22 protein-coding genes are annotated in these 26,429 nt (G+C 37.7%); 12 read left to right on the top strand and 10 right to left on the bottom strand.

The window, feature by feature from the left end; genetic code table 11:
* Positions 1–274: 274 nt before the first annotated feature.
* From C4F40_RS09640 to C4F40_RS09610, 7 genes are all read left to right on the top strand, one after another.
* Entirely contained in the window at positions 275–1,192 is a 918-nt protein-coding gene (locus tag C4F40_RS09640; protein WP_196939111.1) for an RpnC/YadD family protein, read from the top strand.
* 473 nt (positions 1,193–1,665) lie between these two features.
* Entirely contained in the window at positions 1,666–2,031 is a 366-nt protein-coding gene (locus C4F40_RS09635) for a hypothetical protein (protein ID WP_196939110.1), read from the top strand.
* A gap of 108 nt (positions 2,032–2,139) precedes the next feature.
* Positions 2,140–2,826 carry a TetR/AcrR family transcriptional regulator gene (locus C4F40_RS09630; protein ID WP_196939109.1) on the top strand — a complete coding sequence of 229 codons (687 nt, stop codon included), beginning with the start codon at positions 2,140–2,142 and terminating at the stop codon, positions 2,824–2,826.
* Positions 2,827–2,834: 8 nt separating this feature from the next.
* Positions 2,835–3,503, top strand: a complete 669-nt coding sequence (locus C4F40_RS09625; protein ID WP_196939108.1) for a hypothetical protein — start codon at positions 2,835–2,837, stop codon at positions 3,501–3,503.
* Between the two features lie 33 nt (positions 3,504–3,536).
* A complete protein-coding gene (locus tag C4F40_RS09620) occupies positions 3,537–3,929 on the top strand; it encodes a hypothetical protein (protein ID WP_196939107.1) in 393 nt (130 codons plus the stop codon).
* A 70-nt stretch (positions 3,930–3,999) separates the two neighbouring features.
* Complete coding sequence (locus C4F40_RS09615) at positions 4,000–4,464, top strand: hypothetical protein (protein ID WP_196939106.1); 465 nt, start codon at positions 4,000–4,002, stop codon at positions 4,462–4,464.
* 374 nt (positions 4,465–4,838) lie between these two features.
* Positions 4,839–5,492: an immunoglobulin-like domain-containing protein gene (locus tag C4F40_RS09610; protein WP_196939105.1), complete on the top strand. Its 654-nt coding sequence runs from the start codon at positions 4,839–4,841 to the stop codon at positions 5,490–5,492.
* A gap of 362 nt (positions 5,493–5,854) precedes the next feature.
* Here the strand turns inward: C4F40_RS09610 and C4F40_RS09605 are convergent, their stop codons facing one another.
* From C4F40_RS09605 to C4F40_RS09590, 4 genes are all read right to left on the bottom strand, one after another.
* On the bottom strand, positions 5,855–6,109 hold the full coding sequence (locus C4F40_RS09605; protein ID WP_196939104.1) for a hypothetical protein: 255 nt from the start codon (positions 6,107–6,109) through the stop codon (positions 5,855–5,857).
* A 91-nt stretch (positions 6,110–6,200) separates the two neighbouring features.
* Positions 6,201–6,944 carry a DUF6088 family protein gene (locus tag C4F40_RS09600; protein ID WP_196939103.1) on the bottom strand — a complete coding sequence of 248 codons (744 nt, stop codon included), beginning with the start codon at positions 6,942–6,944 and terminating at the stop codon, positions 6,201–6,203.
* Between the two features lie 537 nt (positions 6,945–7,481).
* On the bottom strand, positions 7,482–9,167 hold the full coding sequence (locus C4F40_RS09595; protein WP_196939102.1) for an RNA-binding domain-containing protein: 1,686 nt from the start codon (positions 9,165–9,167) through the stop codon (positions 7,482–7,484).
* 555 nt (positions 9,168–9,722) lie between these two features.
* Complete coding sequence (locus C4F40_RS09590) at positions 9,723–10,172, bottom strand: GNAT family N-acetyltransferase (RefSeq protein WP_196939101.1); 450 nt, start codon at positions 10,170–10,172, stop codon at positions 9,723–9,725.
* Between the two features lie 1,192 nt (positions 10,173–11,364).
* On the opposite strand from C4F40_RS09590, the gene C4F40_RS09585 reads away from it, so the two are divergent.
* The 5 genes from C4F40_RS09585 (at position 11,365) to C4F40_RS09565 (ending at position 18,971) form a co-directional block, all read left to right on the top strand.
* Entirely contained in the window at positions 11,365–13,173 is a 1,809-nt protein-coding gene (locus C4F40_RS09585) for an ATP-dependent nuclease (RefSeq protein ID WP_196939100.1), read from the top strand.
* 1 nt (position 13,174) lies between these two features.
* Positions 13,175–15,391, top strand: coding sequence for a UvrD-helicase domain-containing protein (locus C4F40_RS09580; protein ID WP_196939099.1), 2,217 nt, complete (start codon positions 13,175–13,177; stop codon positions 15,389–15,391).
* Positions 15,392–15,430: 39 nt separating this feature from the next.
* Positions 15,431–15,574 (top strand): hypothetical protein, encoded by a 144-nt coding sequence (locus tag C4F40_RS09575; RefSeq protein ID WP_196939098.1) that lies wholly within the window; start codon positions 15,431–15,433, stop codon positions 15,572–15,574.
* Between the two features lie 202 nt (positions 15,575–15,776).
* Positions 15,777–16,295, top strand: coding sequence for a hypothetical protein (locus C4F40_RS09570; protein WP_196939097.1), 519 nt, complete (start codon positions 15,777–15,779; stop codon positions 16,293–16,295).
* A 177-nt stretch (positions 16,296–16,472) separates the two neighbouring features.
* Positions 16,473–18,971: a hypothetical protein gene (locus tag C4F40_RS09565; protein ID WP_196939096.1), complete on the top strand. Its 2,499-nt coding sequence runs from the start codon at positions 16,473–16,475 to the stop codon at positions 18,969–18,971.
* 138 nt (positions 18,972–19,109) lie between these two features.
* Here C4F40_RS09565 and istB read toward each other — a convergent pair whose 3' ends face one another.
* The 6 genes from istB to C4F40_RS09540 form a co-directional block, all read right to left on the bottom strand.
* A complete protein-coding gene (gene istB / locus C4F40_RS09560) occupies positions 19,110–19,847 on the bottom strand; it encodes an IS21-like element helper ATPase IstB (protein ID WP_196939095.1) in 738 nt (245 codons plus the stop codon).
* A 20-nt stretch (positions 19,848–19,867) separates the two neighbouring features.
* Positions 19,868–20,905 (bottom strand): Mu transposase domain-containing protein, encoded by a 1,038-nt coding sequence (locus tag C4F40_RS09555; protein ID WP_231389981.1) that lies wholly within the window; start codon positions 20,903–20,905, stop codon positions 19,868–19,870.
* Complete coding sequence (locus tag C4F40_RS21565) at positions 20,794–21,423, bottom strand: hypothetical protein (protein WP_231389979.1); 630 nt, start codon at positions 21,421–21,423, stop codon at positions 20,794–20,796. The genes C4F40_RS09555 and C4F40_RS21565 overlap by 112 nt, the downstream gene beginning before the upstream one ends.
* A gap of 298 nt (positions 21,424–21,721) precedes the next feature.
* Complete coding sequence (locus tag C4F40_RS09550; RefSeq protein WP_196939094.1) at positions 21,722–24,277, bottom strand: KAP family P-loop NTPase fold protein; 2,556 nt, start codon at positions 24,275–24,277, stop codon at positions 21,722–21,724.
* A gap of 113 nt (positions 24,278–24,390) precedes the next feature.
* Positions 24,391–25,641, bottom strand: coding sequence for an ApeA N-terminal domain 1-containing protein (locus C4F40_RS09545; RefSeq protein WP_196939093.1), 1,251 nt, complete (start codon positions 25,639–25,641; stop codon positions 24,391–24,393).
* Between the two features lie 25 nt (positions 25,642–25,666).
* Positions 25,667–26,086 carry a 3'-5' exonuclease gene (locus C4F40_RS09540; protein ID WP_262894819.1) on the bottom strand — a complete coding sequence of 140 codons (420 nt, stop codon included), beginning with the start codon at positions 26,084–26,086 and terminating at the stop codon, positions 25,667–25,669.
* Positions 26,087–26,429 lie beyond the last annotated feature (343 nt).

Genomic DNA, 26,429 nt, shown 5'->3' with positions numbered 1-26,429 from the left:
TACACAAAGTGTAAAGAGGGTGGCTAAATTGATATGTAACTTATGCATCATCTATCGTGATTTTCAGGCTTCTGTTTTATTAAAGTTATCAGTTTTGGTGAACATATCAAATCTATACCTTTCGAATCTACGGTTATCATAAATACCTCTATGAGTTACTCCTTTTTTAGGAAGGAATCGTATTTAATTATGTTTCTTTTTTTTGCTAAAAATATTAGCTTTGCAGATCTTTTTTTCTATATTCGTATAGTGAAAAACTAATAAATCTAACATTATGAGCCGACCATCAAGACGCATAGACGACCCCTTATGGAAATCCATTATAGAGCAGACCTTTGTTCATTTTCTCAGCTTCTTTTTTCCGGATGCGGATGATATCTTTGATCTGAACCGAGAATGCGAATATCTCGATAAGGAATTTGAAAGCCTTTTTCCACCGGAGCCCAATAACAAAGGCGTACGCTATGTTGACAAGCTGGTGAAAGTTTATCTTCACGACGGGAGCGAGCAGTTTGTACTCTGTCATATAGAAGTACAATCGAGCAAGGGAAACGGCGACCTTGCCCAGCGCATGTTTGAATATTTTTACAAAATATCCGATAAATACAAAGTTCCGGTTACGGCGTTAGCGATCCTAGCCGATGGCAATAAAAGTTACCGCCCTGCGATCTACGTTCAGGAATTTATGGGCACAAGCCTTTCCTATAGGTTCAATAGCTACAAGATTCTAGATCAGGATGAGACCGTGCTCCGTGCAGACAGTAATCCCTTTGCGGTGGTTGTGCTCACAGCGTTAATGGCAATATTACATCGTAATGTTACAGACGAGCAGCTGAAAGAGATCAAACACGATCTTTATGAAGAAATGATAAAGCGCGAGATGAGCAAGGACACGCGGCAGGGGATATACGACTTTCTGGCACGTTATGTAAGTTTTCAAAAACCAGAAATGTTTATTAACTTTGAGAAAGAAGTAGAAACCAAACTAGGGAGGAATACTACAATGGGAACACGGGAATATTTATTGGAAAAAGCTAAGAACGAAGGTAAAGCCGTAGAACGTGCCAAAGCCGAAGCAGAGAAATTAGCAGAGAAACTAGATTCAGCTTTAGAATTCAAGAAATTGGGAGTACCTGATGCTGATATTGCAAAGGCATTAGGCCTTAGCATGGATCAGGTAAAGGCATTGTAACATACATTTCATAAAAAATATAATGAGCGTCTTGGTAATCCAAGACGCTTTTTTTGTGCCAGTATATAATACATCATGTAATCTTTTACTAAGACGTTACCACTCCAATTCTTCCATCAACTATCAAACAAAAAATCCTGAAGCGGGGAGCTTCAGGATTTTTAACTAACCAATTATTAACCTAAATTATGATACTACTATAACGACAAATAGAATACCAATGTTATATCTGACAGCTGGTTTAACAAAACTTAACAACCTCAAAACGGTTCTCCCTTTTCACCTATGCTGCCAGCAGTGCCGACCGCCATATACTACCCATTTACAATAACTCAGTGTATTATTTTTGCACCATTTACTGTAGATGTCGGCGTGACTTCTATATCGAGGCACCGGCAACATTTGCTCCGCAGAGCTCCTTCCGGTCGGTTCCAGCGCGAGCGGAGGATTTCCAGCAGCTTCGGATAGATTCTATGGTATGGGTACAAATGCACTTCCTTGTTGAGATCCCTATAATCAAGCGATTCTACCAACATCCCGTTTCGGAAAATCTCCATGATCACACTGCCTTTATCCTTAGCAATGGAATCTCGCAATTGAAACTTCTCTTCCCATTCACCCTCTACTTCAAAGATGGCCCTTTGTGTTCGGGAGGCATGAGCTGGGTGTTTTGGTTGGCGGAACCTACCGCCACGAAGAACGCCGCGAGAGCTACGGATGGGACGACCTCTCCGACTCGCTCAACGTACAGTACCTTTGGGGGGCCGCGGGGTTACACGGTGCCCGTTGCTTTCTGCTGTTGGCAGGACAAGCACGAAAATTGCGACAAGAAAGGATAAAAAATCATTTTCATCTGGCAAAAACACCCAATATCATTTGCTAAAACAATATTTTATCACACATATGGGATAAAATATTTAGATTTGTCCTGCTATTTCAACGTATCCATGAAAAAATCGACAGTAATAGAAACGAAAGAAAGAACCCGAAAGGTTTCATCGGGTCCCCTACGGGAGAAGGCACGCTCAATGCAAAGGCTGATCGAAGCGGTGGGAAAGGTGATCCAGAAAAGTGGTTACGCAGGATTGAACGTAGCAGCTATCTGTAAAGAGGCAGGTCTGGACAGGAAGCTGGTATACAACTATTTCGGCAGTCTGGACGATCTGATAGAGACCTACGTCCGCCAGAAAGATTATTGGAACGCCAAGGCGAAAACCGCCATCGAAAACCTAGCGCAAAACCCGCAGGAAATCAATGCGGACAACGTAAGCTCCCTGCTTCAGGGGCAATTTGAAGCGATGCTAAAGGATAAAGCCCTTCAGAAAATTATCCATTGGGAAATCGGCGAAAAAAACGAAATACTGAAAAAACTGTCAAACATCCGGGAAGAAATGGGAGAACAGTTGCTCCGGCACGTTGACCCTTATTTCGTGAGTGACGGCGTTGATATAAGAGCCATACTGGCCTTGCAGATAGGTGGTCTTTATTACCTATCGCTTCACGCCGAATCTAATGGAAGCACGTTTTGCGGGTTAGATATTAACCAGCCACAGGGCAAAGAACGGATCAAAAACGCATTGGACAGCATCATACATAAGGCTTTTGAAAAAGCTGATTTTACGATCAATCCTTAAATATTAAAATGAAAAAGCTATTCCCTTTATTAAGTCTCTTAAGCATTCTTTCCGCATGCACAAAAGAAGAAGTTTCAAAATATCCGTATCAGACGACTTTTGATGCCATCGTGCCGGTCTCAGAGATGCGTTTTTTTGTAGGTGGAACGGAACTGAATCCCGATCATCACGAAAAAACCGTTATGGGTTTTCTGGATCGCCTTTATTCCGAAAAAACCAATACCGGGTATATTTCCTACTGGTCTAAGTTTACGGAGCAAGATCCTGATTGGTTCGCTGATTCCTATTTTATATTTGAAGGTAAGGATATCATAAAATACTCCGCTTTCAGTGAAATCACCGACGTAACCGAAACCGGCGATGCAACGGTGCTGAAATCGTCCGCAACCAATCAGGTGGAGGACGATCCCATCGTTAAATCCAACCTATTCAAATACGATATCAACCTCAATCCAAACGGCAGTTATAACATCCAGTTAGTCGTGCACAACCGGGAGCGGACGCTCGAAGTTTCACGGCTCTATTATAAATTGGTCCGGTATGATAAAAGCGGTAACCGCACAGCGCTTTCTTTCGGCACCGTATCCAACGAATTCAACGAATTGTTTATCAAAACAATGACAGAACGAGACACGCTTGCTATCAAGGAGTATCGATTAACATATTCCATTAAATAACCCAAAAGAGCTTATTGTATAAATTATCATTGTATGAAACTACTACGCTACTCATTATTTCAATACTGCATAATGCTATCATGCATGTTTTCTTTTGCATCATGTAAAAAGGAAAAAGTCAATGGAGAAAAACGAGTGAAAAACCTGAGTACTATTGATATTGGATTAAGAATACCCGAACTTCGAGATACAAGAAATGACACTATACGTTTGGTGCTTTACCCAAGTGCGATGTTTTATTTTGTAGATGCGGGGTTGACACAAAGTGAGAATAACATCAAGTTGTTTAAAAAAGCTATAAAACAACGTCTTCCAGTTAGGGTTATGGTGTACGAAGACAATCAGTTGGAAGTAGCTGCCGTATACCCTGCAACAGAAGAAGACTTGGCTAGATTTCGGGAATCATCATTACATAACGATAATTAATAATAAAATAATCATGCAAAAACGACTATACGCAACCTATGGATTATTCATTTGTTTGACAGTGTGTTTTATGAGTTGTCAAAGAACGGAAGACCCTTGCGCAAACTTATTGAGCGAGGGAATGCCAAACCAAATTGGTGTAATATTCCTTGATAAGGAAACGGGGGAAAGCCTATTTAAAATTCACGACATAGATGTGTCGAGTATTAAAGTAACTAATGCTGTGACGGGAGAAATCCACAAAAGTGCGGGGCTTATCTATAATCCTGGGGGGAGACCCACACCTAATAACGGCATTGTAAAACTTGTTGGCATTCCCGAGACAGAAGGTGAGCATTCGTACAAAATCCAAATGGATGATTTTGGGTCTATTGTAATAGCGTATACCAGCATCAAGAAAGAAAACAAAACTAATGATCCTTGCTCGTCTCCTTATTACTATTCGATAACAAACATCAGAATTGTAGACCATCCTTTTAGCGTTTTTGAATATGAAGGAAAAACTTTCCCAGAGATCGTTGTGGTAAAGTTGTAGGTTTTTCAATTTCATTTAAACTCATATCATTGGTAATTAAATAGAGAATTAGGCCGCCAGAAGATGTTAACCTTATTGAAGATGAGCAAGGGGAAACTTATATCCATATTTTTTTAGGGGATTTGACAATTCACTTTCCAGTAGTTTCAACCTGCTTATTCCTGAACATCAACATGACAAAGTGGGTATCAAATGGTGGTTAACGAACAAAGATGTTATCGGGGGAAAATATTAGGCCCATATCGAATCTTTAAAATACAACGGAAAATTGGTTTATTCAGAAACCGATAAAAAGAACTGGTCGAACAAGGTGGTTATCATAAAAGGAAAGAATAAAACAACTATAACTACGGCAAAGCCATAACACATACTCCATGGAAAATCAACCAAAATTGATCCTGTGCCTGCTTATTATCCTTATTTATGGCTGCCAACAGCGGAGTGATACCGGGAAAGTATCCGAGAAGTCCGTACCGATATCATTGATCCAGACAGATAGCTCTGTGAAAAAGACGGCAGCGGACGATAGCCCCGGGATGATTGCCAGGGCAGATGAAAGTAATATAAAGGATAGCAGTAAAATAAATCCCCTTCCAATGTTCATCTCAGGAAAGAGATTTCAGGATATCTCGCTACCGTCGATTGATTTGAAGGCAGATTCCTCAACCGAGGCCAGAGTAAGCCTTTCAGTTTTGGGTGCTTCAATGATAGCATCTGAAATAAAAGACACATTACGTGTTAGGATGTATAACTACACATCTGATACTTTAACAACAGGCCTCCATTATACCGTGGAATTTCAGGATCAAGGAAAATGGAACAAGGTTTCCCCTCCGGAAAATGTGGGATTTGAAGATCTGGGTTACGGTATACTTCCGTTCACGGCGCGGGATTTCCTGGTGGCGCTGTTTCCGGACAGGCACAACTACCGGTCAGGAAAGTACCGGGTATTGAAGCGCTATCATCTGCGTGACTATTCAAGATCAAAAAGGGAATATGAAATTTTCGCGGAATTTGAAATAGAATAAATATCATAACAACAATATTTACTTACCATACTCCTGCACTGTCAAATGTTTGAGAGTAAATGTTGGCACGAAGAAGGAAAAAATTAGGATGGACCAGAAGGTTAAATGGAAATAAAGTTCTGTGGATTTTTTCATTTTTTGAAGTTTTCCCTAAAAATCTATTGAATATACAGCAATACAAAATAGAATCTACGGTTTGGTTAAAATTGTCGACGGTTTCGCTACAGGCTGAGATTCTTATCAAACAAAAAATCCTGAAGCGTGTTAATTTCTTGTTTGTTAGGTTTTTAAGTTTGTCTAAAAACTTGAGGCAAAAATAGATTTAGATAAACTTCGTGTAAGTGTAAGACGAACCGTACGGCTTAGGCCTTTTTAATCGACCAAGAAACGGATTTCAACCGTTGTCGCACCATTTTTAAGGTTTTCAATACATCTTCTTCATTTGGGAATTCCCCGTAGACTAATGGCCTAAAATCACTTAAGTAAGTTGGAATAAGTTCCTTCCAAACGATTTCTAAGTTTTTAAAGATTATTGCATCGGTAGGATGATGAGACAACCACTTGTTGTTGTTTTTGAAGCTTAGGATATCATCATAGACAACGCGTTCGTAACCCAATAGTCTTTCTCTATATATTCGGGTTTTAGATTCATCTGTTGCGCTGTAAATCGAATAGCGTCCCTGTACAGTTTTATATTTTCGTGCAGCTTCATTCGATATACCAGTTGTTTTTTGTGGGTAACTCGGAGTCTTTTAAGTCTAATTGTATGATAGTAAGTGGGTTTAGGCTGTCTTTTAGACTTTCCAATCCTTTTCCTTGATAGCCGTTGTTTTGTAACACAGCCCCTACCATTGCGCGCACTCTTGGCGGGTAGACAAGGGCATACTTAACCAATGATTCTATTTGTTTTGGATTTAGCTCATTTAGAATAATGCTCAATCTAACGATTGCTTGTCCCACGGAACTATCAGGAATACGTTTGATATCTTTAAATGCATCCAGTATACCAAGAATACCATAATTGCTGTCATTTACTTCGGCATAGCTTTTTACAGCATCGGCTTTTAAGACCTTTCTGTCAATATTAATTCGCTTGCCCCGACTGGCGATTTTGGTACGGAAAGCCATTTGTGTAGTTAATCCTAAACGATTATATAGTGTAGTGCCGGTTTCATAGGCTATCCGTTTACCATTTTCAAACAGATAGGGGCGTAGTAGTTCATTGTAATCAGGTTCTAACGCACCGAAAACAGTTTTTTCAGGCTTGTAAAACACACCTTTAGAAACTTTTTTTATTAAGTCTTCCTTTTGCAATCGTTCCAAAGCTTTGGCCGCAGATGTATAGCTCTCTTTAGGAATACGCAAATCGTCATATCCAAATGTTTTTCCATTTGGTAACTGTTTAATTATATTGCGTATTTGTGCCGATAGACTCATTGTGCAAAGATACATATTATTTATCAATGTCAAGTTTTTGGTGCTTAAAACTTGACATTTGGATTCGAAAATATTTTTAGATCTTATTCAAAGATTGAAATTTATCTAAACAAGAAATAGGTTTGCTTCTCAAGGTGGAGGGTGTTGTCTCCAAAAAAATCCTGAAGCGGGGAGCTTCAGGATTTTTAACTAACCAATTATTAACCTAAATTATGAATACTAATATTTACTCAAACAAAATGCCAAAATTTATAACCATAGCTGGTTTAACAAAACTTAACAACCTCAAGGCGGTTCTCCCTTTTTACCAATGCTAGGAGCAGTGCCGACCGCCAGATACTACCCATTTACAATAACTCAGTGTATTATTTTTGCACCACTTACGTAGATGTCGGCGTGACCTCTAATATCGAGGCACCGAAAACATTTGCTCCGCAGAGTTCCCTACGGTCGGTTCCGGCACCAGTGGAGGATTTCCAGCAGCTTCGGATAGATTCTAAGGGTACAAATACACTTCCTTATTAGGTATATTGGATATATCGAGTTTTTACTTTAAATCACACTACCCATCAGAAAGTTTATTCCTCGTTGCGTTATCCTATACCTCTGGTTAGGCGAGTTGGCTTGTGGTATTGTATATTCAATTAGTCTATGGCTCCTGAGGGGATTAAGATATCCTTCCCTTAGGGACTCTTTCTTTTTGTAGCCCAATATGTCGGCCAGTTCTTCGATAGAGATTGGTAGTGTAGTCAACAGTAAAACGGCTAGCAGCACCCTAGTTCTCTTTTGTAGCAACTCCCCCCTTTTTTCTTCCCAGCTCCCCCTTTTTTTAAGATCGGTAAATGTCAAGTGGTTGTTAATTAAGAGTCTAAGTTTTTCTAACTCCCCCCTTTTTTCTTGCCAACTCCCCCTTAAAGCTATCGCCAACTCATCCCAATCTTGCATGTCTTTTAGTCTCGAATCCAAGGATAGCCCTTTCAACCGCTCGATGCGATCGTGTCCTAACTGATCTTCCGTGAGGTCGGTAAGATGGAGATAGAGCTGATAGTTTTGTCCTACTAAATAGGCAACCATCGGAATGATACTGCGGAAAGATTCATCTTCTATAAAAATAGGATGCGTTCCACCGGTGTAGGCGACCACAAATTTATTCATGTTTTTGACGCCAGAACCTATTTCATCCGCCCATGTCAAAACGTTGAAGAACGCACGGATATTGGGGTTCTTAGGTTCGGCCTCGAAGGTGTCGAGGTTTAGTGGCCCTCTAAACCGTGGACGGTTCGGGTTTATAGCTTCTACACGGTCCTCATAGATAATCACCTCGGTCGGCAGCGCATTGTTGTATTCTCGATGAATGATGATATTTCCGACCAGTTCCCTAAAGATCAGTTCCCGTAGATCTTTTCGCTCCCCGCTATTGTCTTGGTAGAATTTTTCCGGCCACTTCGATTTGATGAAGGCCAGTGCTTGGAGATAGGAGTCGATAAGGTTGGTTTTGAGCAATAGCCTGTCGTCCCATCGATCCATATTAGCCCGGCGCTCTAGAATATCGACACGATAAGCAGGCAGTATGTTACCAATTACTTCATCTGTTCCAAATATAAGTGCTGCTGCCAGCGTTAGTCCTTCTTCTCCTGTTGCGAAGTCTCTTCGTAATAACCGTGCATCTCTCAGTATCCGCTCATTGGAAGCTTCGAGCCACGGATGATTGGCATTGACCAAGGCAAGGCGTGCACGTACTTTATCAAATAGGGAAAGATTAAGATCCGCTATTTGTAGGTGAGGGAAAATCTGATTTTCCGTAAAGATGTTTCTTTTCCTGGCGTACAGATCAGCTATCCGAGCCTCATTGGTTACTCGGAAGTCACTATCGTTCTCTCTGTCATATATAATATTGTTGTGCTTATGGACAAACGAGCTTAATGGTACACGTACATACAGAAGCGTCCCGGATAGATGCGTTACTTCTTCTACCGGTAACGGAAATATAGGGGAGAGGACATCTGGATTATTTAACGCGGTGACAATATCTTGTTTTAGGTTCTTAAGGTTTTGTTCATTCAGTCCGAGTACGGTGGCATCATCCCCAATACCTAAAAGAATTATACCTCCTTCGTGATTCAAGAAAGAACACACAGTGTCATATAAAGAAGTGGGAACACCATTTTGCGCTTCCTTAAATTCTATTCGGGTTCCTTCTCCCTGATGGAGAATTTTGTCTAGCTCTGTTTGGTCCATATTGATTCATGCACTTTCTAAGACTTCTAATTTACGAAATTGTGATTAAACTACTGGCGTGTATTCGGTTGAGCGGTGTGAAGAAGAGGCGTCGTGGGCTTGTTCCAAATATGTTTTACTATATTTATGGTTAAGATTAGTCATTAGTTTTATACCGTCGTCTCTGTCTGAATAATAGCAGTCCTGTTAATATGTTAGTTGTTCGTTTTTTTATTATTTGCTGTAAGAGTTTTTTGCTTTCCTGAAGTGATTTGTAGTATCGAGAAGCATGTCCACTACCCTAAATTCCAGTAGTAGGCTTCTGCGATTGTTAATAACTCTACCCTCTAAGATACCCGATTTTTGTTAAAAAGCAATAGCCTGTGTGAATTACAACTATAGGTTTGTGAGATTTTATTCGGCAGGGACTTTCTTGCTTTTTCCGCTATGACACGGGAAACCATACAGTAAATTGGCAGAACTTCCTTGTTGTAAGAGATAAGAGCGAGACGCTCGCGCCAGAATAGGGAAGCACTTCAGCCCCGCTTTTTGTCAAACGCCTATTATATGCCGTTTTTATACTTCGATTTGATAAATTCTAGATTGTTCTTCCCAGGGATGATAGCCTTGTCCAATGTATTCAAATCCATATTTTTCATAATAACCTATATGGTCAGTACATAAATTTAAATAACCAAATCCGAAAGCTTTTGTATCTTTTTTAGCTTTTTCTATGAGTAATGCTCCGTAAGCACTTCCTCTATGTTTTTCTTCAATATATATTGCGCAAATCCAAGGATATAAATCCATTCTACTTATAAAGTCGTTTGTTATTAATCCTGCACAACCAATTATTTCTCCGTCTTTTTCTAGAATATACCATTGCGGTAAAGGTTGTTTAGCATTAATACTATTTGAGATACAATCTTCATAAATAACAGGTGAAATTTCAGACCAACTGTTTTGAAAATATTTTATTGCTATTTCTTTGTATTCTGGATTTTGTCTTACTGATATTATCTTCATTAAATTTTGTTTGTATTTACATTCGTTCTTCTAAAATGGCATATAACGTTTTGCACATTTGCGATGGGCGGGCTTTTCAGGTTTGTGCTTTAAAGTTAGCAAAAGGGTGTTTAAAAAGCAACAGCTGCGAACAGCTATCAACAAAAAAATCCTGAAGCGGGGAGCTTCAGGATTTTTAACTAACCAATTATTAACCTAAATTATGAATACTAATATTTGTGCAAACAAAATGCCAAATTTATTACCCATAGCCGGTTTAACAAAACTTAACAACCTCAAAACCGTTCTCTCTTTTTACTTATGCTAGGAGCAGTGCCGACCGCCAGATACTACCCATTTATAATAACTCAGTGTATTATTTTTGCACCATTTACCGTAGATGTCGGTGCGGTACTTCCGCCGCTGTTTCCGCCTGTGCTTACTACGTTTCCTTATATACCTATTCCACCTCTTTTACGGTTTCCCGTATTGTCCACATCCGTTAGCAGAGTAACTTTGGTAGCGAACACAAGATGCTATATACTATGAAAGCAAAAACAATCATTACAACGATAGCTTTTTGGAGATCCAAAGGCTGTAGACCGAGATAAGAATATAGGAAGAAATCAGCTAGACAATAGCGTAGGAGTTTCCTGTGCAATACGATAGCAGCGAATAAAAGCTTCATTCCGCGAAGGCGGCTATATGTAGTTTATTCCCTACAAAAACAAAAAGATGCATTCACCTGGCTTTGAAATATCAGGTGCATTAATTATCTTAGAGACAGATTATTAACCGTAATCCAATTTAACCCAATGAAAACATTAAACAACATACTAAGGCGTGAGCGATAGAAAGATAACCAATCATCGGTTGTCTGGTGCATATCCGATTCAACCGACGGACCAAATATTGATGAAACATCTGGTAGATGAGAATATTAAGATTACTGAGTTAATCCGTAACTGTGCATTAAGAATATGTATTAAATTTAATATTATGCAATATATTCTTTTATTGGTAGCCGTATCTTCCCTTCTTTCATGTAATCCCACAGATACAGAAAGTAAAAGCGGGGAATATGGTGTCTGTTCGAATTGGTCAATCATGCATAAATGGAGAAGAATTGCTTAAGATTCTAAGAAAAGAACACTACGATCATGAAGCTAATATAATTTCAACCTATTAAGTAAACTCTAAGAAATAATAACCAATGTATATATCAACCCTTAAACTTTGGAATTTCAGAAAATATGGTTCATTAGATTTTGATCTACAAAAACCAAATCTAACTGTACCGTTTAATAAAGGGATGAATATATTGATAGGAGAGAATGACTCTGGAAAAACCGCTATTATTGATGCTATTAAGTTGGTGCTGAAGACTCATGCATATGAATGGATAAAAATAGAGGAAAGTGATTTCTTTACCCGAGATAAGGTGATAGCAGAAACTTTAAGAATAGAAATTGAATTTTCAGGTATAACGAATAATGAAGCGGCAAATTTTACCGAATGGTGTGGAATAGAAGAGGAGGGGGTCAAAGTTGACGGAAAAATTGAAAAGCAGAAAAGGCCTAAGCTGCATCTTATCTATCAGGTGGAAAGACGAGATGATAGGATAATACCAACAGACGTTAGGGCAGGGATGGACGGGTACGGTAATATGTTGACTGCCGAGGCAAAAGATTATTTAAAGTGTACTTACCTTAAAGCTTTAAGGGATGCAGATAGTGAACTGGCAGCAAAGAAAAACTCAAGATTATCGCAAATTCTTAAGGAACATCAGGAATTTCGTAAGAAACAAGACAATGGACTTCATGAATTTGAAGAACTATTTGAAAAGACCAGTTCCGATATAAGACTGAAATTTAGTGATGAAGAATCAGGATATAGTAAAAATATTAAAAATGTAGTCGACGGGTTCGTATCATCATTTATTAATGATAGTGTAGAATCAGCCTTTGACCTTGGCTCAACAGGAATTAATAATATATTAGAGAAAATGTCACTGGGCATTGTTGATGAAAGAAATTTAGGATTGGGCACAATGAATAGGTTGTTTATGGCTGCTGAGTTATTACACTTACGAAAACCAGATTGGACAGGCTTAAAAATGTGTATGATAGAAGAGCTCGAAGCACACCTACATCCGCAAGCTCAACTAAAGATTATTAATAGATTAAAACTGGAGTCTGAAGTTCAGTTTATTCTTACGACCCACAGTCCTAATATTACTTCGCAAGCGGATCTAAAAGATATTATCATATGTAAAGACAGTGGAGTTTTTCCTTTATCTGAGGGTAAGACAAAGTTGAAAAAAGATAGTTATAAGTATCTAGAGCGCTTCTTAGATGTAACCAAAAGTAATCTGTTTTTCTCTAATGGAAATATAATAGTTGAAGGTTGGTCAGAGGAAATTTTACTTCCGGTTATAGCTAAGAAGTTGGGTTTAGATCTCACTAAAAGTGAAGTATCTATCATCAATGTTGCTTCTACCGCATATTTGCACTTTGCAAAAATATTTCTCAGGGCAGATGGTTTGAGAATGAACGTACCGATTTCAATAGTCACTGATTTGGATAATAGACCTGACGAGAATGGAATATTTCAAAAGCTTATAAGAGGAGGTAAGTCATTCAGAACACGGATTTGCAACTTAAGTAGATTGAGAAGAGATTTAAAGGATACGGATGTAAAATTATTTTTAGCACCAGAATGGACCTTAGAATGGTGTCTGTACAAGTCTTGTTTGTCAGAACTTTTTAAGCAAGCTCTTGCTAGAGTACACTCGGGAACCGACGAGTTTAAGATAGAGGCTGAAGGTAATTATAAGGATGAATTCCAACAAAAATTTATAAAGAAGCTTAGAAAACAAGCAGGAGAATCGCCTATCAAAAAAGTGGAACTCGCTAGTGAGCTCGCTGAGCTTCTGGAGCAAGATAAAGTCATATCAAAGGATATGATTGAGGGAGATCCTTATCTAGCATATTTAGTTAAAGCAATTAAACACGTGTGTTAATATGAAGATTAATCCAGACCATCTAATCAAAGCGGAGGAACTCTTAATCGATGGAGAGGAGTTTGATGAGGAAAGAAAGAAGTTTATTTTTTGCAAAGATACCAGAGACTTGCTGGCTGTGCCAGGAAGTGGAAAGACTACTGCTCTATTGGCGAAATTATATTGTATTGCTCAGCAAATGCCTCTTAAAGATAATGCTGGCATCCTTGTGCTTTCACATACCAATCATGCTGTTGAAGAGATAGAGAAGGTTTTGAGACCGGTATGTCCTCAGCTCTTTTCGTACCCCAATTTTGTTGGTACGATTCAAAGTTTTGCAAATAAGTTCATTGCAAATCAAGCTTGTTTTGAATTATACGGGAGTTACATTAGGAAGAATGATGATGAAATATCAGAGAATGAGCTGATTCAAAGATTTCGTGGGATAACGTTTGGATCTAAACTTGGTAGCTTTATTTTTCATAATATTTATAGTCAGTTTGCAAAAATTACCGTAAAAGATATAGTGTCAGCAACCAACGGATCAGCAATAGATTCAAAGAGGTTGTTTGAAGAATTGAAAGAGCAAGAAAAAATCGATAGGAAAGGTGGTTTTAATTATCGGTTAGTTAAAAATATAGATAAGAAAAGTTTAGACCCTATTGATTTACTTCTCTCCAATATCCATAAAACGGCAATGAATGCTGTTACAGAACAAAAGACTACTTTTTGCTTTAGATACAAATTGAATATATCGAAACGTAAGTTTACATCATCATCTGGAGATTTAAGCTTCGATTCTGAATCCGGTAGAGAACTGCTTTCCTATTTCGAGAGTGCTTTTAAGAAAGGCGTATTAAGATATTCCGATTCTATATCCTTAGCAACTTACTATGTGGCTAAATACCCTGAATTAATGGATGTGCTAAGGATTCGATTCAAGCAGATCTTCATTGACGAAATGCAAGATCTAGATCAAGAACAAATAGATTTAATAGAAGCCATTTTCTTTACCGCAGACGCTGGTACTATCATTCAGAGAATAGGTGATAAGAATCAATCAATTTACTCAAGTAGCTCCTTAATTAGTGATACAGTTTGGAAAACCAGATACGAATCGGATCCCGATCGATTTCCTAAAAACTTAAGCTTAAATAAGTCTCATAGACTTACAGAAACTATCGGAAAGTTAGTTGATGGATTTGTCCTTTCAAGAGATATAGGGTACGAGGTTGTTGGTAGTTCTAAGAACGAAAATATAGCTCCATATTTACTGGTATATAAAGACGAAACAGACGCGGATTTGTTGAAAAAGAAGTTTGTCGAACTTATAAAACAACATCAATTAGAAAAAAATGAAAAGAATGTTAAAAAAGGATTTCACATCATCGCATGGACTACAGATAAAGATGAGGCATCTGATAAATGGCATTTAAGAAAGCTTTTTCCTGACTATACTAGAGAGTCAAAGCAAAAGAAAGAGGACTTTGATTGTCTAAGAAAGCATCTGTTTTTATTCGATCGTGACAAAAAGACTTTTGAATCCATAAGAAAATCGTTGTTGAATGGAATAATCCGAATTTTAAGAATTGAGCAAATCTATCATGACACTGAAAAGCGGAAGTATTTCAGAAAATCTAGCTTCGTGCAACTTGTTAAGAGTAAAGGAGAAGATTTTTATCAATCATTTAAAGAACAGTTATTTGACTGGTGCTACTCAATCGTTGTGTGCCGAGATTATGATAGAGTTTATGTAGAGTATTATACGTACATTAAAGATAATCTAATCGCATTATTTCCAGAGTTTAAAATTGATAAGTCACACGACTTTATAACGAAGCAATTTCTTTTTATTGAATCAGAAGGATTAAGTAAGGATAAAAAGGAAGATAGTGCACTTACACTGAAGCTAGGCTCTATTCACTCAGTAAAAGGACAGACGCATTGTGCTACAATGTATGTTGAGACGGATTATCACAGTTGTGAAACACATAAGTTGAATGTTGAACTCAAAAAAGGATCAAAGACTAAACACCCCATTTTAGCGGATAACCCTATATATTTTCGAAGACAAAGCATCTCCAAGAAAGGGAGTGTAAGATCAAACGAAGCACTTAAAATGATGTATGTCGGTTTTTCTAGGCCTACCCATTTGCTCTGTTTTGCTGTTCGAAAAGAGAATGTAAAAAATGACCTGGACAAGTATAGAGAATCTGGATGGAATGTGATTGAGATATAGTTTCGCGCTTACTTTTTCCTACTAACAAATTTTAATCAAATGAGATACAGATTTAAAAATACAACTTCTGATGATTTCTTCAAAATTTTTCAATCGTATGAGGAAGAGATGCTTGAAACACTACAGGGGAAAAATAACATTAGCATTAGAGAGTATACGGATAATATTATTATGAAGATCTAGTATTTCTTACAAGAATATATCGGATTGGAAGGGGATGAGGTGGTTAATTGGTTAAGTCTGGACTATCCTACGGTATTGGACAATTTTTATAGTACGTACTCAAATGATCAGTTACCAGAGATTAAAAAGGAAATTGTAAGATTAGAGCGATTCTACAAAAGCTTTCCAAAGTTGGGTAAATATCTTTCCGTAATCGACAATCTTGAGGATTCGATGGATAGTCGAAGTAAGCTCTCTATTCCAGAAAAAAGAATTTATTCTAAAGTTAAACATCCTGCATAGTGACGATTTCTTTTCCGTTGAAAGGATTTTTGAGGTTAGCAATATAGATTTTACTTTTTTTGAATCAGAAGAATTAGCGTCCGATCTTTGCGAGAGAGGCTATGCCGTTCGGCAGGAAAGATATGATATACCTGACGTCATTAGGATTACTATTAAAGGTGCTGGGTACATTGAAAGGAAAGTTAAACGCAAACAAGAACAAAGGATTAATAATGAAATAGATGAGAAGATAGATTTAGTGTTAAGTCAATTGACTAAATTAGGTTACGGGCATGAGATTGTTTTTAATGAACTTAAATCATTACATACTACACTTTCAAAGAAATCGTGGTCTCAGCTATTAAAAGGAAAACTGATTGACCTGGCACTAGACAAAGTGCTTTCTATAGAGGTTGCAAAATCTGTATATGAGCAGTTAACCGATTCTGGAATAAATTAATCAAGTAAAATTGTTTGATATATGAAATTATAAATGGTCAAAATTTCTATGCTATTAATAGGAGAGGGGCCTAAATGATTTAACTACAATTAACAACAAAAGAACACTCAGAGCAATAATTGAATTATTTTTGCGATAAAAATAATAATATTAAAAATCTATTTAATAAGTAACACTATGGTTTCTAATCTTGTAATGGACCTCCATGCTAAGCTAAGTGATGAAAGACTTAATCAGCATACAAATAATCAAGATGAAATAGTTGAACTTTATGCAGCTATTCTAGATTGCATGTCAAATTCATATACTTTTTATAAAGAAAATGTTCCTTATTTCCTTACTAGTTTAGAAGAAAATAATACCATTTCTGTAAACTATGAAATAGCAAAATTTATGCAGCTTTTCGAGGATTTAATGAAAATCTCCCAGTTGGCGCCATTCGATGATACAATAATTAATCATCCAACAACTAATGAATCCGTCGAAAAATTATTCGCTATTATGAAAGATGCTTATCGAATAAACAATAGAGTAAGGCTTTCTGAAGATAATCTTGATTTTAACGGACTTTCCAATGAGGAATTACGTTCAATTGCTGCAGTATTAATAAATTTGATTTATGACCATGTAGACCAGCCAGTATGGAACCAGACTGTTGCTGATAATGTCTTTCAGTCAGCAGCTACTTTAAGACCATTGATGGAGATCTTAAAGCAATCTGAAATTTTCTATCACATTATGGCGGTTATTTCAGAAAAACTGAGCCAGTCGGAATTATATCAGCTCAATCGAGATATAGCAGAAGAAATTATTATTTGTGGATTTAAAGAAAATGAAATCGATTGGGGGTACAAACATTCATTTAGAGTTTATAGTAACGGGGCCAGCGTACATGCAGGTCTGCTTTATGCGAATCTTAGTATGGTAGCAGCTTTTAATAAGACAACTAATCTAAATGAAAAGTATGTCAGGGAAATAATCATGCAATCATCCCAGTTTTTTAGAAATGTCAATCTGCCGAATCTTTGCGAAATAATCTATACCTCTATACCAAATCATATTCGATTCATTGGTGCAGAAAAAAGATATTTAGAGCATATTCATTTAAATTCACGTTTGTTAAAGCTTGATCCGATGATACCTATATCTTATCTTGATTATTTAAATGAACATAGGGAATCTGTATTGTCTGGTAATTTAAATGAAGCAATGCCTTGCCTGATTGCGTTATTTAATATAAAAAGACATTACCCTGCTGCTGATTTTAGCAATACCAGTCTAGGATATTATCTTTCTAGACTTGAGATGATCGTTCCTGCCAATTATGTGCAAAAGCAAAAAGCTGCAATCTTCTCTGATTCTCCTGATATCAAGCAATATTTAATAGAATCACTTATTAAACTAGAACAAACAAGAAACACTTCTGATTTTGTTTATGATAATGATTATGCACTTAAATTATCAGGCGCAGCTATAGTTTACGGCAAGAAATCTAATGATTTCTCTGCATTCTTACTAGGGATGATATTAAAATCTGATTTTAGCTTACTGTTTCAGTCACAAATTACTAGTGGTTTGGCCGTCATGACTTTTCCCGAAATAGATATTGCCGAAATGGAACAGAAGTATGCTAACCACAATACACTTATTGATATACAAAAAAATAGTCCGATCAGTACGATTACTTGGCTAGCGGCTGTGGACAATAGCGTATACCAGATGAATCTGAACCAACAAGGTTTTGAAGTTTTTCATCTAACTAACTGGTCTTTATTAACCTATAATAAGCATGTGAAGGATGAGTATTTTTATAATCTGAGCTTTAATGATACGACCAGAGACAGACATGGAGTAAGGACAATATTTCCTGAGGAACATGAGGCGGAAGGAAAATTGATTAGCGATACTATTGAATTCACGAAGATTAACCACAACATTTCTTCCGACAGGATACTACTTGTAAAGGATATGTATTTGTCAGCCTTTCCGCACAATCTTCTACTGGATAATAATGGAAACTTTATTGCACATTCCATTCCTGTGACCAATGTACTCTCAACCGAGTGGTATTTAAAATCAGTAGGTTTTGATCCAATGGGCAGTTCATATAGTAAGTCTATCTGGATCCCTACAGAAAGTATGGATTATCCTTTAAACATCCTTCTGAGTAAAATTGAAGATACACTCAGTACAAATGCATTCAATTTATATACCTCGAAAATATTAGATAAACCTTTGAATTCAGATATCAATATTATCTGTTCGCATGGTGCAAATAGTATTGCGGAATCACAAATAATCTATCAGAATGAGGAGCCATTATACGACTTGGACGATGTTGTCGGCAAGGGAAAGATTCTAATCTTCTTTGTGTGCTATTCAGGCTCTATGCAAACTGAGTTTTTTCGGAACAATACGACTTCATTAATAAAGAAATTTATTAAACAAGGATACCAAGCAGTAATTGCTCCTTTTTGGGCATTAGAAGTGACTATCCCAGGTATTTGGCTTCCAGAATTTCTCTCCGCTATTGAGGGAGGAAAAAGAATTGATGAGGCTGTGTTTCTGGCAAATAAAGAAGTATATAACAGATTTCCAACCCCTGCTGCTTGGGCTTGTTTACATTTATATGGAAATTCGGATTTTAAAATGGCATCTAATATCGAAAACAAATGAAAGAATTGCATTTTAAAGGATAGAATTGGTTAAACTTATATGGGCCACTATATATGGGTATTTCGGAGTAATGGTGCCATTGATTTCGGTCAAACCGTGCCACTTAAAAGATCATACAATTATATAAAAAAGTTATCGTTATTCCTGTTTCAATATTCCCTTTCTCATCGATTCACCTTTCAGGTCAATCCGGTGTGAGGAGTTTACGATCCGGTCCAGTATTGCGTCAGCAATAGTTCCTTCGCCGCCGATGATTTCATACCAGGCGGATACCGGTATCTGGGAAAATATTATGGTTGATCTTTTGCCATGTCGATCGTCTATGATATCCATCAATGTTTCCCGATCCTGGTTATCGAAAGCCTGCAGGCCGAAGTCATCAAGTATCAACAGTTCTGCCCTGGCCAGTTTTTCCAGCTCCTTGAGATATGTCCCGTCAACTTTACTCAATTTCAACCTCTTAATGATTCTGGCAGTTACTGTGTAGAGTGTTTTTATTCCTGTGAGACAGGCCTGATGCCCCAGTGCCTGCGATAGATAACTTTTTCCTGTGCCGGAGGCACCACAGATTATGATGTTTTCTTTCCGCTGCACAAAGTCCAGTGTACCAAGACGGACGAACATGTTTTTATCCAGATTTCTTTCACTGCCGTATTTTATATCGCCAAGACTGGCGTTCTGCCTAAAGCCCGCCTGTTTGAGCAACCTGTCGATCTTGTTGTTTTCACGGTCTTCCCATTGGTGATCGGTTAATAATGCAAGGTATTCGTCGCATGTAATACCTTCGAACCGGTTTTCCTTAACGTACTGTTGGTGCAGCTGGGCCATGGCACCCAGACGCATGTTACGTAGTTTTTCAACTGTCTGATTGTTCATTTTCTGATTTTTGATTGTTATTATTCATAAGCGGAAGCTCCGCGTATATTACTATGGAATGGTATATGCGGCTGTATCTGCTGGGTGGGGTCATCCAATAGATGGACTCTGTCCATATTGTTCTTAAGAATATTCTTTATCCTCAGATAAGAGCATGCATCTGTATCGAGCGCTCTTTTGCACGCATTATTGAGGCGCTGCGAGCCATAGGCACGGTGCAACTGGATGATGCCCAGAGAGCGTTTGTAGCTTATTTCGGGATAGTCCTGTGATGCCAGTATCTTTTCAATACATGCCAGGACATATTCACCGTGCGGCAGCGCCTTTTTCTTAAAGAACTCAGGGTTCCACTCCGAGTAGAACCTGTGGGTACTGCTCAGGTGATCCGTGTTGGTGATATAGCTCCCTTTGATCAGATTACGCTGGTGCAGCGCAATCCTTTCATGGCTGTAGAATACCTCAACACGGCTTTTGGTATAATGGATAGTGGTCTCTTTTCCGATATAACGGTACGGAACGCTATAATAGCTCTTGTCGGGAGAAAAGTATACATAGCCCATCTTTTGCACCTTCGCTCTTTTATAGTCCTTAAGCTCATAGGTATCAGCAGGTAGATCTTTGAGATACTGTCTCTCGGTACGCTGAAATAGTTCTATACGACTGGATTCTTTCCGTTTGAAGAGTAGATTGTTGTATCGCTCCAATAAAACGGTAATTTCTCTGTTGAGATCCTTCAGTGAGAAAAAGGTCATCTCGCGCAAAGGATAATAGATACGTTGATAAGCCAGGTGGACCGCATTCTCAACCAATGCCTTGTCCTGGGGAGAGTAGCCACGGGTGGGATTGATGACACAGTTGTAATGGCGCGCAAAGTCTTTAAAGCTACGGTTGATGTCGGGTTCATATCTGCTCGATCTATTGACGGCAGACTTTAGATTGTCCGATATTATAGCTTTGGGTACCCCTCCAAAGAAACGCAGGGCATTACTGCAGCAGGATATTGCATATCTGCGCGTTTTTGGCTTGTGCAGGCCTCGACATAGGTATACTGACTGCATGGAAGTATGGCGACAAATACTTCAACAGGAGTGATCTCTCCGGTATGCCTGTCGATGATATGCAGCTTTTTACCTGCAAAGTCGATGAACATTTCTTCGCCGGCTATGTGCTGAAGTTTCATCGAGCCCTTTTCTTTTGGGTATTTACGGCGGTAATGCTCCAGGAACTGGGTATAGCTGTAGGGTTCTGCCGCTAGCTCGACATATTGCTGATAGTGGTATAGAAAAGTGAAGCCGGGATGGTTCCGGGCCTTGTTGACCCCTTCGAAATAAAGCATGAGCTCATTATGCCGTGCAGTGTCCAGGGTGGTATGCGATGAGAACAGTTCGGATAAAGCGGACGTATCGAAGCTCAGAAGCTCCTGAAACGAGTATTCGCTGCCGGCGAACAGCTGCATATAGGTGTTGACGGTATTACGGGAAATACCCAGAACAGAACCTATTTTGCGGTTGCTGTAGCTGTCCAGATGTAATGTGAGTATTTGTTTTAAGTCCATCGGATCAAGTGTGTTGGCCATATCGCTTCTATATTTAGAGCGACAAGGTAATTTCTTGATCTTTTAAAGTGGCACTAAACGAACCGTAATCTCGATGTTGTGTCGGGTATTATAGTACCATAATACGCATGGCACAAAACGAACCGTAAAACTCTAATCCAAATATTCTAAAATGGCACGTTTTGAACCGTAATAGTTGGCACTATCCGACCGAAATGACTGGCACTAATCGATCCGTAATATCCAATATATTATTAAAATCTTTAAGTAGCTTTTTTGACGGAACTATCCTTTTCATTTTCATATTCCTTTTTGAATGTTAGTTGATTTCTAAATGTTCAAAGGTAGATTTCACAGAAGAACCACTATTCTGCTCGTATTGCCACAAGAAACCTAGGAATTCCTTTTTTATTTCCTGAGCTGTGTGATCGTTGATGTTAACTATTCTTCGTAGCTCAAGTATATTTCTAAAGGTGTCTTTAATAAGCTTCGCGTGTAAAACATATCGGTCTTCATTATACATATCTCTGGAAATGAGCGATTGTAGTAGATGTTTTAGATCTCTTTCGTTCAATTTATCGTATAATATTTTGACAGCTTTAGGGTGTATCTCCCAAGTGTCATCGAAATTTTCTTTGCTCTGATCTTCATTATCGTTTCTATAATACCGCCTTATACCCCAAAACATCCAAGTTACTTCTGGACTAATTATCTGAGAATTGCTGTCAACACCGGCAGTAAGGCTTTTTAATTGCTTGTCAAGAAAGAACTCAATGGAAATAATATTTCTATCCTCTTGGCGCATATCCTCTTTGCGTAATATCATTTTCCGCGCCAACTCACTGATGAACAGATAAGCCTCTTCGTGAAATGACAATAGTTTTGAAACATGTCTACTATGTGCGTCTATGCTCCTATCGTAATATTTGTTTACTATTTGTTCCCATTGATCAAGGTGAGTAGATATGAACCCTGAGACTATAGATTCTTGCATACCTTTTTCATTTATGTATGCAGGTATTATTTTTTGAATAAATGCATATGCAATATTTTCATAATGATCTCGGTCAATGAAATCTTGGATATTCATTTTCAATATTCGATGTGTCAGCTGCGTAGAGAATCCTTTTTCAAGTTGATTGTCTATATATGGATTTATCAGTGTTACATCACCGAGCATATGTTTTACAAATCCTCTCTCGGATAGTCCGACGGATGAGATTCTACTTGTAAAGAACAGTTCAAAAACCGCTGGGTTAGTAATGGTTCTGGTCTTATATTTATCATGCAGTGTTAGATTTAGAGCGAATAGATGGTTCAGTATATATTTGACCTGAGTCAGATCATATAGATTCAAATCATCTTTTAGTATATCTAGGATAGTATATTCAGCATCACGATTCTCCGATATTTTGCGTAACGAATAGGTCTGATTGTATATAAAAGTACTTGATGAATTTATCAAAACCTCTTTTCGTCGATCGTACAATGTGTCGTATGCTATAGGGTATCTGAACTTTAAAATCTGAATATATAGTAACTGAACAAAATCAACTTCTTCAGAGATCATCTCATAAGCTATGCTAAAGCTATTGACAAAGCGGACGATATCTCTATGGCTGTTGAAGGCCGCTGAGATAGCCTCTTCATACTCACTGTCAAAATTTAGATTAATAAACTGATCTCGGACATAGCTCAATTCGTTCGGTCGGACAATTTGCTCCAGATGCTTTATAAGCGCATTAGCTATTAAATAGCTTTCTGCCTTAGGAAGGGGAATCTCAATCTGAAAGATTTTGTCAAGATAATTTTTGTATGAGCGCTTGTTTAATTTTTTTAACGATTCTTCAACATACCGTTTGTCGTATGCGACGATGTACGTTATATTACCAAAATTTGCGGTGTTTCTGATCAGACGAAGTACCTCGATCACTTCTTCATTGTGTAGGCGGTCTAGGTCATCGATTACGATGATGATTTTGCGAGACAGGGCAATCATCATATCGTTGATTTTTTTCTTCTCATCATCAAGATCACGATTGAAAATGACGGATACATCTCTTAGATTATTGACTAGATTCCCGACAAATGTGCTTTTTCCATTCAGTCTGCGGTAGTAGTTGTAAAGATGGGAGGAAAGCGCACTATCTTCTTTACCTAGAGAGATACTTAACTCGTCAAAGAATAGTTTTTGAAGGTCTGCAGTTGTTTCGGCGTTCCAAGGGTTGAAGTTTATGATCAAAGGGGGATGAGTCTCTTTTTCGAGTGCATTCGTGATGAGATTTATGAAGGATGTTTTTCCTGATCCGTATACACCGGTTATACCTATGGCAAATGAACGCGTGTTTTTCGTGCCGAGAATTTGATTTGCTATTTGCTTGGCTATCTGTGATCTTTCATATGTATCATGTTCTTCTGTTTCAATCGAATTATCCTCGATAAATCCTGAGTTGGCAGCGGTGTTTTCTCCTTGATCATGTTGTCTCGCACATAATAAATACCAATGACGGCCAAATAGAATTGATACAAATATAGCAGTCAAGTCGATATATGCTAGGTGCGTATTTCCTAATAAATAGGAGAGAGTGTATGACCAATAATTACCGAATCTATATATCGCAAATAAAATTAGTAGGGTACCTAAGCATTTGATTATCCACTTATGGTCTTTATTATCCCATAGGAGGCATATCATAATCGTGAGTGATGATAGTATTGCTAAGTCTGTTGCTAGACTAGAAGATACTTTGCTAAATATCGGTTTTACCAGCATAGTATCTATCAAGTTAGCTAGAGGCTCTCTGAATACGATGAGTAGTCCCAATAGTAGCAGAAAGTATATAAAACCTAAATTGTTATGTTTTTTATTGTTCACTAAATATTATTTTTTGTATGCCTTAAAGATTTATCTAATTGATGAATATAATACACCTTATTTTGGGATTTGCTGTATCCAAACTGTATTTTCAGAGCCATAGATTACAATGGTTAGTTAGCAGACCAATCACGAATAGAGTCCTGGCGTAATTCTCGATTAAGACTTTGCATTCCGCCGTAAGTCATTTTGCCCAGATAAATAAATTTATCAATTACTTTAGTGCTGACGTTAGCATGTTTTAGTAAGCCAATTGCTACAATCGAATCTAAGGCGAAACTCAAATACAACAATTCGAAATCGGAGAAAATATCGTTGCTTCCATGATCATTAATATTCGCATGCACATGATAGTTTCTCGATCGTGCTATTTTTGACTTGAATATCTTGAACTGATCTTCTTCAAAATTCATAATCTCACATATCAAATCCTTATGTTCCTCGAAGAAGCCATTAAGTTTGGTATTACTCCGTTCAGTGTAGTTCTTACAAAACGCTTCGAAAGTAGAAATAGAGTTCGTAAATCTCTTACTATGGCTGAGACGGCCGTCAATGTGATTGTCTAGCAATCGTTCTATGCAAAAGAGAAATTTTTCATCCGTATATAGTAAGTTAACTAGAGCTGGAAGGTGTTCTACAATATCCCTAAACTCAATTAGGAAGTAACCAGTTTTAAGTTCTTTGTAACCATTATCTTCAAAGTATACCGTTCCCCACTCATTACTAATGGGGCATAGGTAACCAAAAGAATTAAATCGAGGGGCACTACCCGTTAAAAATTGGATGAGTTTTTGAAATATTTCATAATCATCTATTGCTCTTCCCAGTGGTACGTCAATGTCATAATTCAGCCTTAGCTTGCTGTAGTTTTGTGCTATAGTCATATTTTTATCAAAATTCAATCTTGAGAAAAACAACATTTCTACGGAGAGATTTTTATGAGCGATTTCGAATACATGAGATTCCTCTCGTCCGTAATTGATAATCTGCTCTTTCGCTACAAAACAGGGATTCCATCTTCTCCAGTCTAATAACCCATTGTACGAGACCCTATAGCTTTTCGTGGTCAATTCTGGAGAGAAAAATTCTTCCGGATGGATGAAAGTATATCGAGACTCGTATATATAGCTTATTATAGCGCCGCTAGAGATAAGGTTCAATTCGCAGTCGATAAAAGTTAGACATCCCAGTCCAGTGAAAGATCCCAATATTTTTTCATATTTATTTACATGGGCTCGTTCGGGTGTACCTAGATTAGTCTCTAAAAATACTTGCCCATCTTTATAGAAAAGAACACAGAAACACCTTTCTTCCTCTCTTTCTGGAAACCAAATCTCTCCATGATATTTTTCTTTATTTAGCATTTGGGTGTGTTTGAAAAAATGTATACTATAAAATCCCCATACTTCTAAGTCTCCAAAAGCACTTAGCTGTTGCTTCAACGTCAATCGAAGCGTCATGTGCATATTCTAGATTTGAATCAAATAATTTTTTATATAATTCAGAAAGCTTTGGCTTTTTGTAACCATATAGTGTTGGGATTTGACAAAAAATCTTTGTTGAATCCATTGTACATATCTTGCTTTTATTTTCAAGTGGCAGGTCCATTCCTTTCCTTAGGAATTCTGCTCCTAATATCTTTTCATCAAAAGAAATATTATGTGCAATAAATGTAGTTGATTGCTGGATCAATTTACTAAATAAAGAGAGGCTCTCTTTTAGGTCCCTGCCTTCGTTTAAAGCTCTCTCGGTTGTAATACCATGTATATTTGATGAAGTCATTGGTATTGAGAATCCTTCTGGTTTAATAATAAAGTTGCCTTGGGTTTATTTTATTTCCTTGTTGATTATATTGTATGTAAGCTAACTGAACCATACGCGGCCAGTTTTGTAAATCGGTTATAGGATCTGACCAACTTTTTGGAAGCCCTGTGGTTTCGGTATCAAAAAATAAATACATGTTCTTAAGTCAATAAAAAAGGCGAGTTCTCTATGCTCGCCTCATAAAAGTAATGATTACCCTTTAGGAGATTGTGTGTGTTGGTTGCCACAATATCTTTATAAGCAATATCAAATCTCTTAGATTTCAATTAAAAGAAATCTAGATCTTATTAATTTTTCATAAAGCCTAACCAATAATTCAGGGCTTTTA

The organism is Sphingobacterium pedocola, assembly GCF_015209965.1.
GTDB lineage: Bacteria > Bacteroidota > Bacteroidia > Sphingobacteriales > Sphingobacteriaceae > Sphingobacterium > Sphingobacterium pedocola.
The sequence above is the reverse complement of the archived record's forward strand: the minus strand, read 5'-3'. Positions and strand labels throughout refer to the sequence as shown.

Excerpts from the sequence above, each read along its gene's own strand:
- C4F40_RS09555 (WP_231389981.1), bottom strand. The coding sequence starts at position 20,905 with ATGCAGTCAGTATACCTATGTCGAGGCCTGCACAAGCCAAAAACGCGC.
- C4F40_RS09595 (WP_196939102.1), bottom strand. The coding sequence starts at position 9,167 with ATGGACCAAACAGAGCTAGACAAAATTCTCCATCAGGGAGAAGGAACC.
- C4F40_RS09545 (WP_196939093.1), bottom strand. The coding sequence starts at position 25,641 with ATGCTAAATAAAGAAAAATATCATGGAGAGATTTGGTTTCCAGAAAGA.
- C4F40_RS09575 (WP_196939098.1), top strand. The coding sequence starts at position 15,431 with ATGAGATACAGATTTAAAAATACAACTTCTGATGATTTCTTCAAAATT.
- C4F40_RS09590 (WP_196939101.1), bottom strand. The coding sequence starts at position 10,172 with ATGAAGATAATATCAGTAAGACAAAATCCAGAATACAAAGAAATAGCA.
- istB (WP_196939095.1), bottom strand. The coding sequence starts at position 19,847 with ATGAACAATCAGACAGTTGAAAAACTACGTAACATGCGTCTGGGTGCC.
- C4F40_RS09580 (WP_196939099.1), top strand. The coding sequence starts at position 13,175 with ATGAAGATTAATCCAGACCATCTAATCAAAGCGGAGGAACTCTTAATC.
- C4F40_RS09600 (WP_196939103.1), bottom strand. The coding sequence starts at position 6,944 with ATGTATCTTTGCACAATGAGTCTATCGGCACAAATACGCAATATAATT.
- C4F40_RS09620 (WP_196939107.1), top strand. The coding sequence starts at position 3,537 with ATGAAACTACTACGCTACTCATTATTTCAATACTGCATAATGCTATCA.
- C4F40_RS09565 (WP_196939096.1), top strand. The coding sequence starts at position 16,473 with ATGGTTTCTAATCTTGTAATGGACCTCCATGCTAAGCTAAGTGATGAA.
- C4F40_RS21565 (WP_231389979.1), bottom strand. The coding sequence starts at position 21,423 with ATGGCCAACACACTTGATCCGATGGACTTAAAACAAATACTCACATTA.
- C4F40_RS09585 (WP_196939100.1), top strand. The coding sequence starts at position 11,365 with ATGTATATATCAACCCTTAAACTTTGGAATTTCAGAAAATATGGTTCA.
- C4F40_RS09640 (WP_196939111.1), top strand. The coding sequence starts at position 275 with ATGAGCCGACCATCAAGACGCATAGACGACCCCTTATGGAAATCCATT.
- C4F40_RS09630 (WP_196939109.1), top strand. The coding sequence starts at position 2,140 with ATGAAAAAATCGACAGTAATAGAAACGAAAGAAAGAACCCGAAAGGTT.
- C4F40_RS09610 (WP_196939105.1), top strand. The coding sequence starts at position 4,839 with ATGGAAAATCAACCAAAATTGATCCTGTGCCTGCTTATTATCCTTATT.
- C4F40_RS09635 (WP_196939110.1), top strand. The coding sequence starts at position 1,666 with ATGGTATGGGTACAAATGCACTTCCTTGTTGAGATCCCTATAATCAAG.
- C4F40_RS09615 (WP_196939106.1), top strand. The coding sequence starts at position 4,000 with ATGAGTTGTCAAAGAACGGAAGACCCTTGCGCAAACTTATTGAGCGAG.
- C4F40_RS09625 (WP_196939108.1), top strand. The coding sequence starts at position 2,835 with ATGAAAAAGCTATTCCCTTTATTAAGTCTCTTAAGCATTCTTTCCGCA.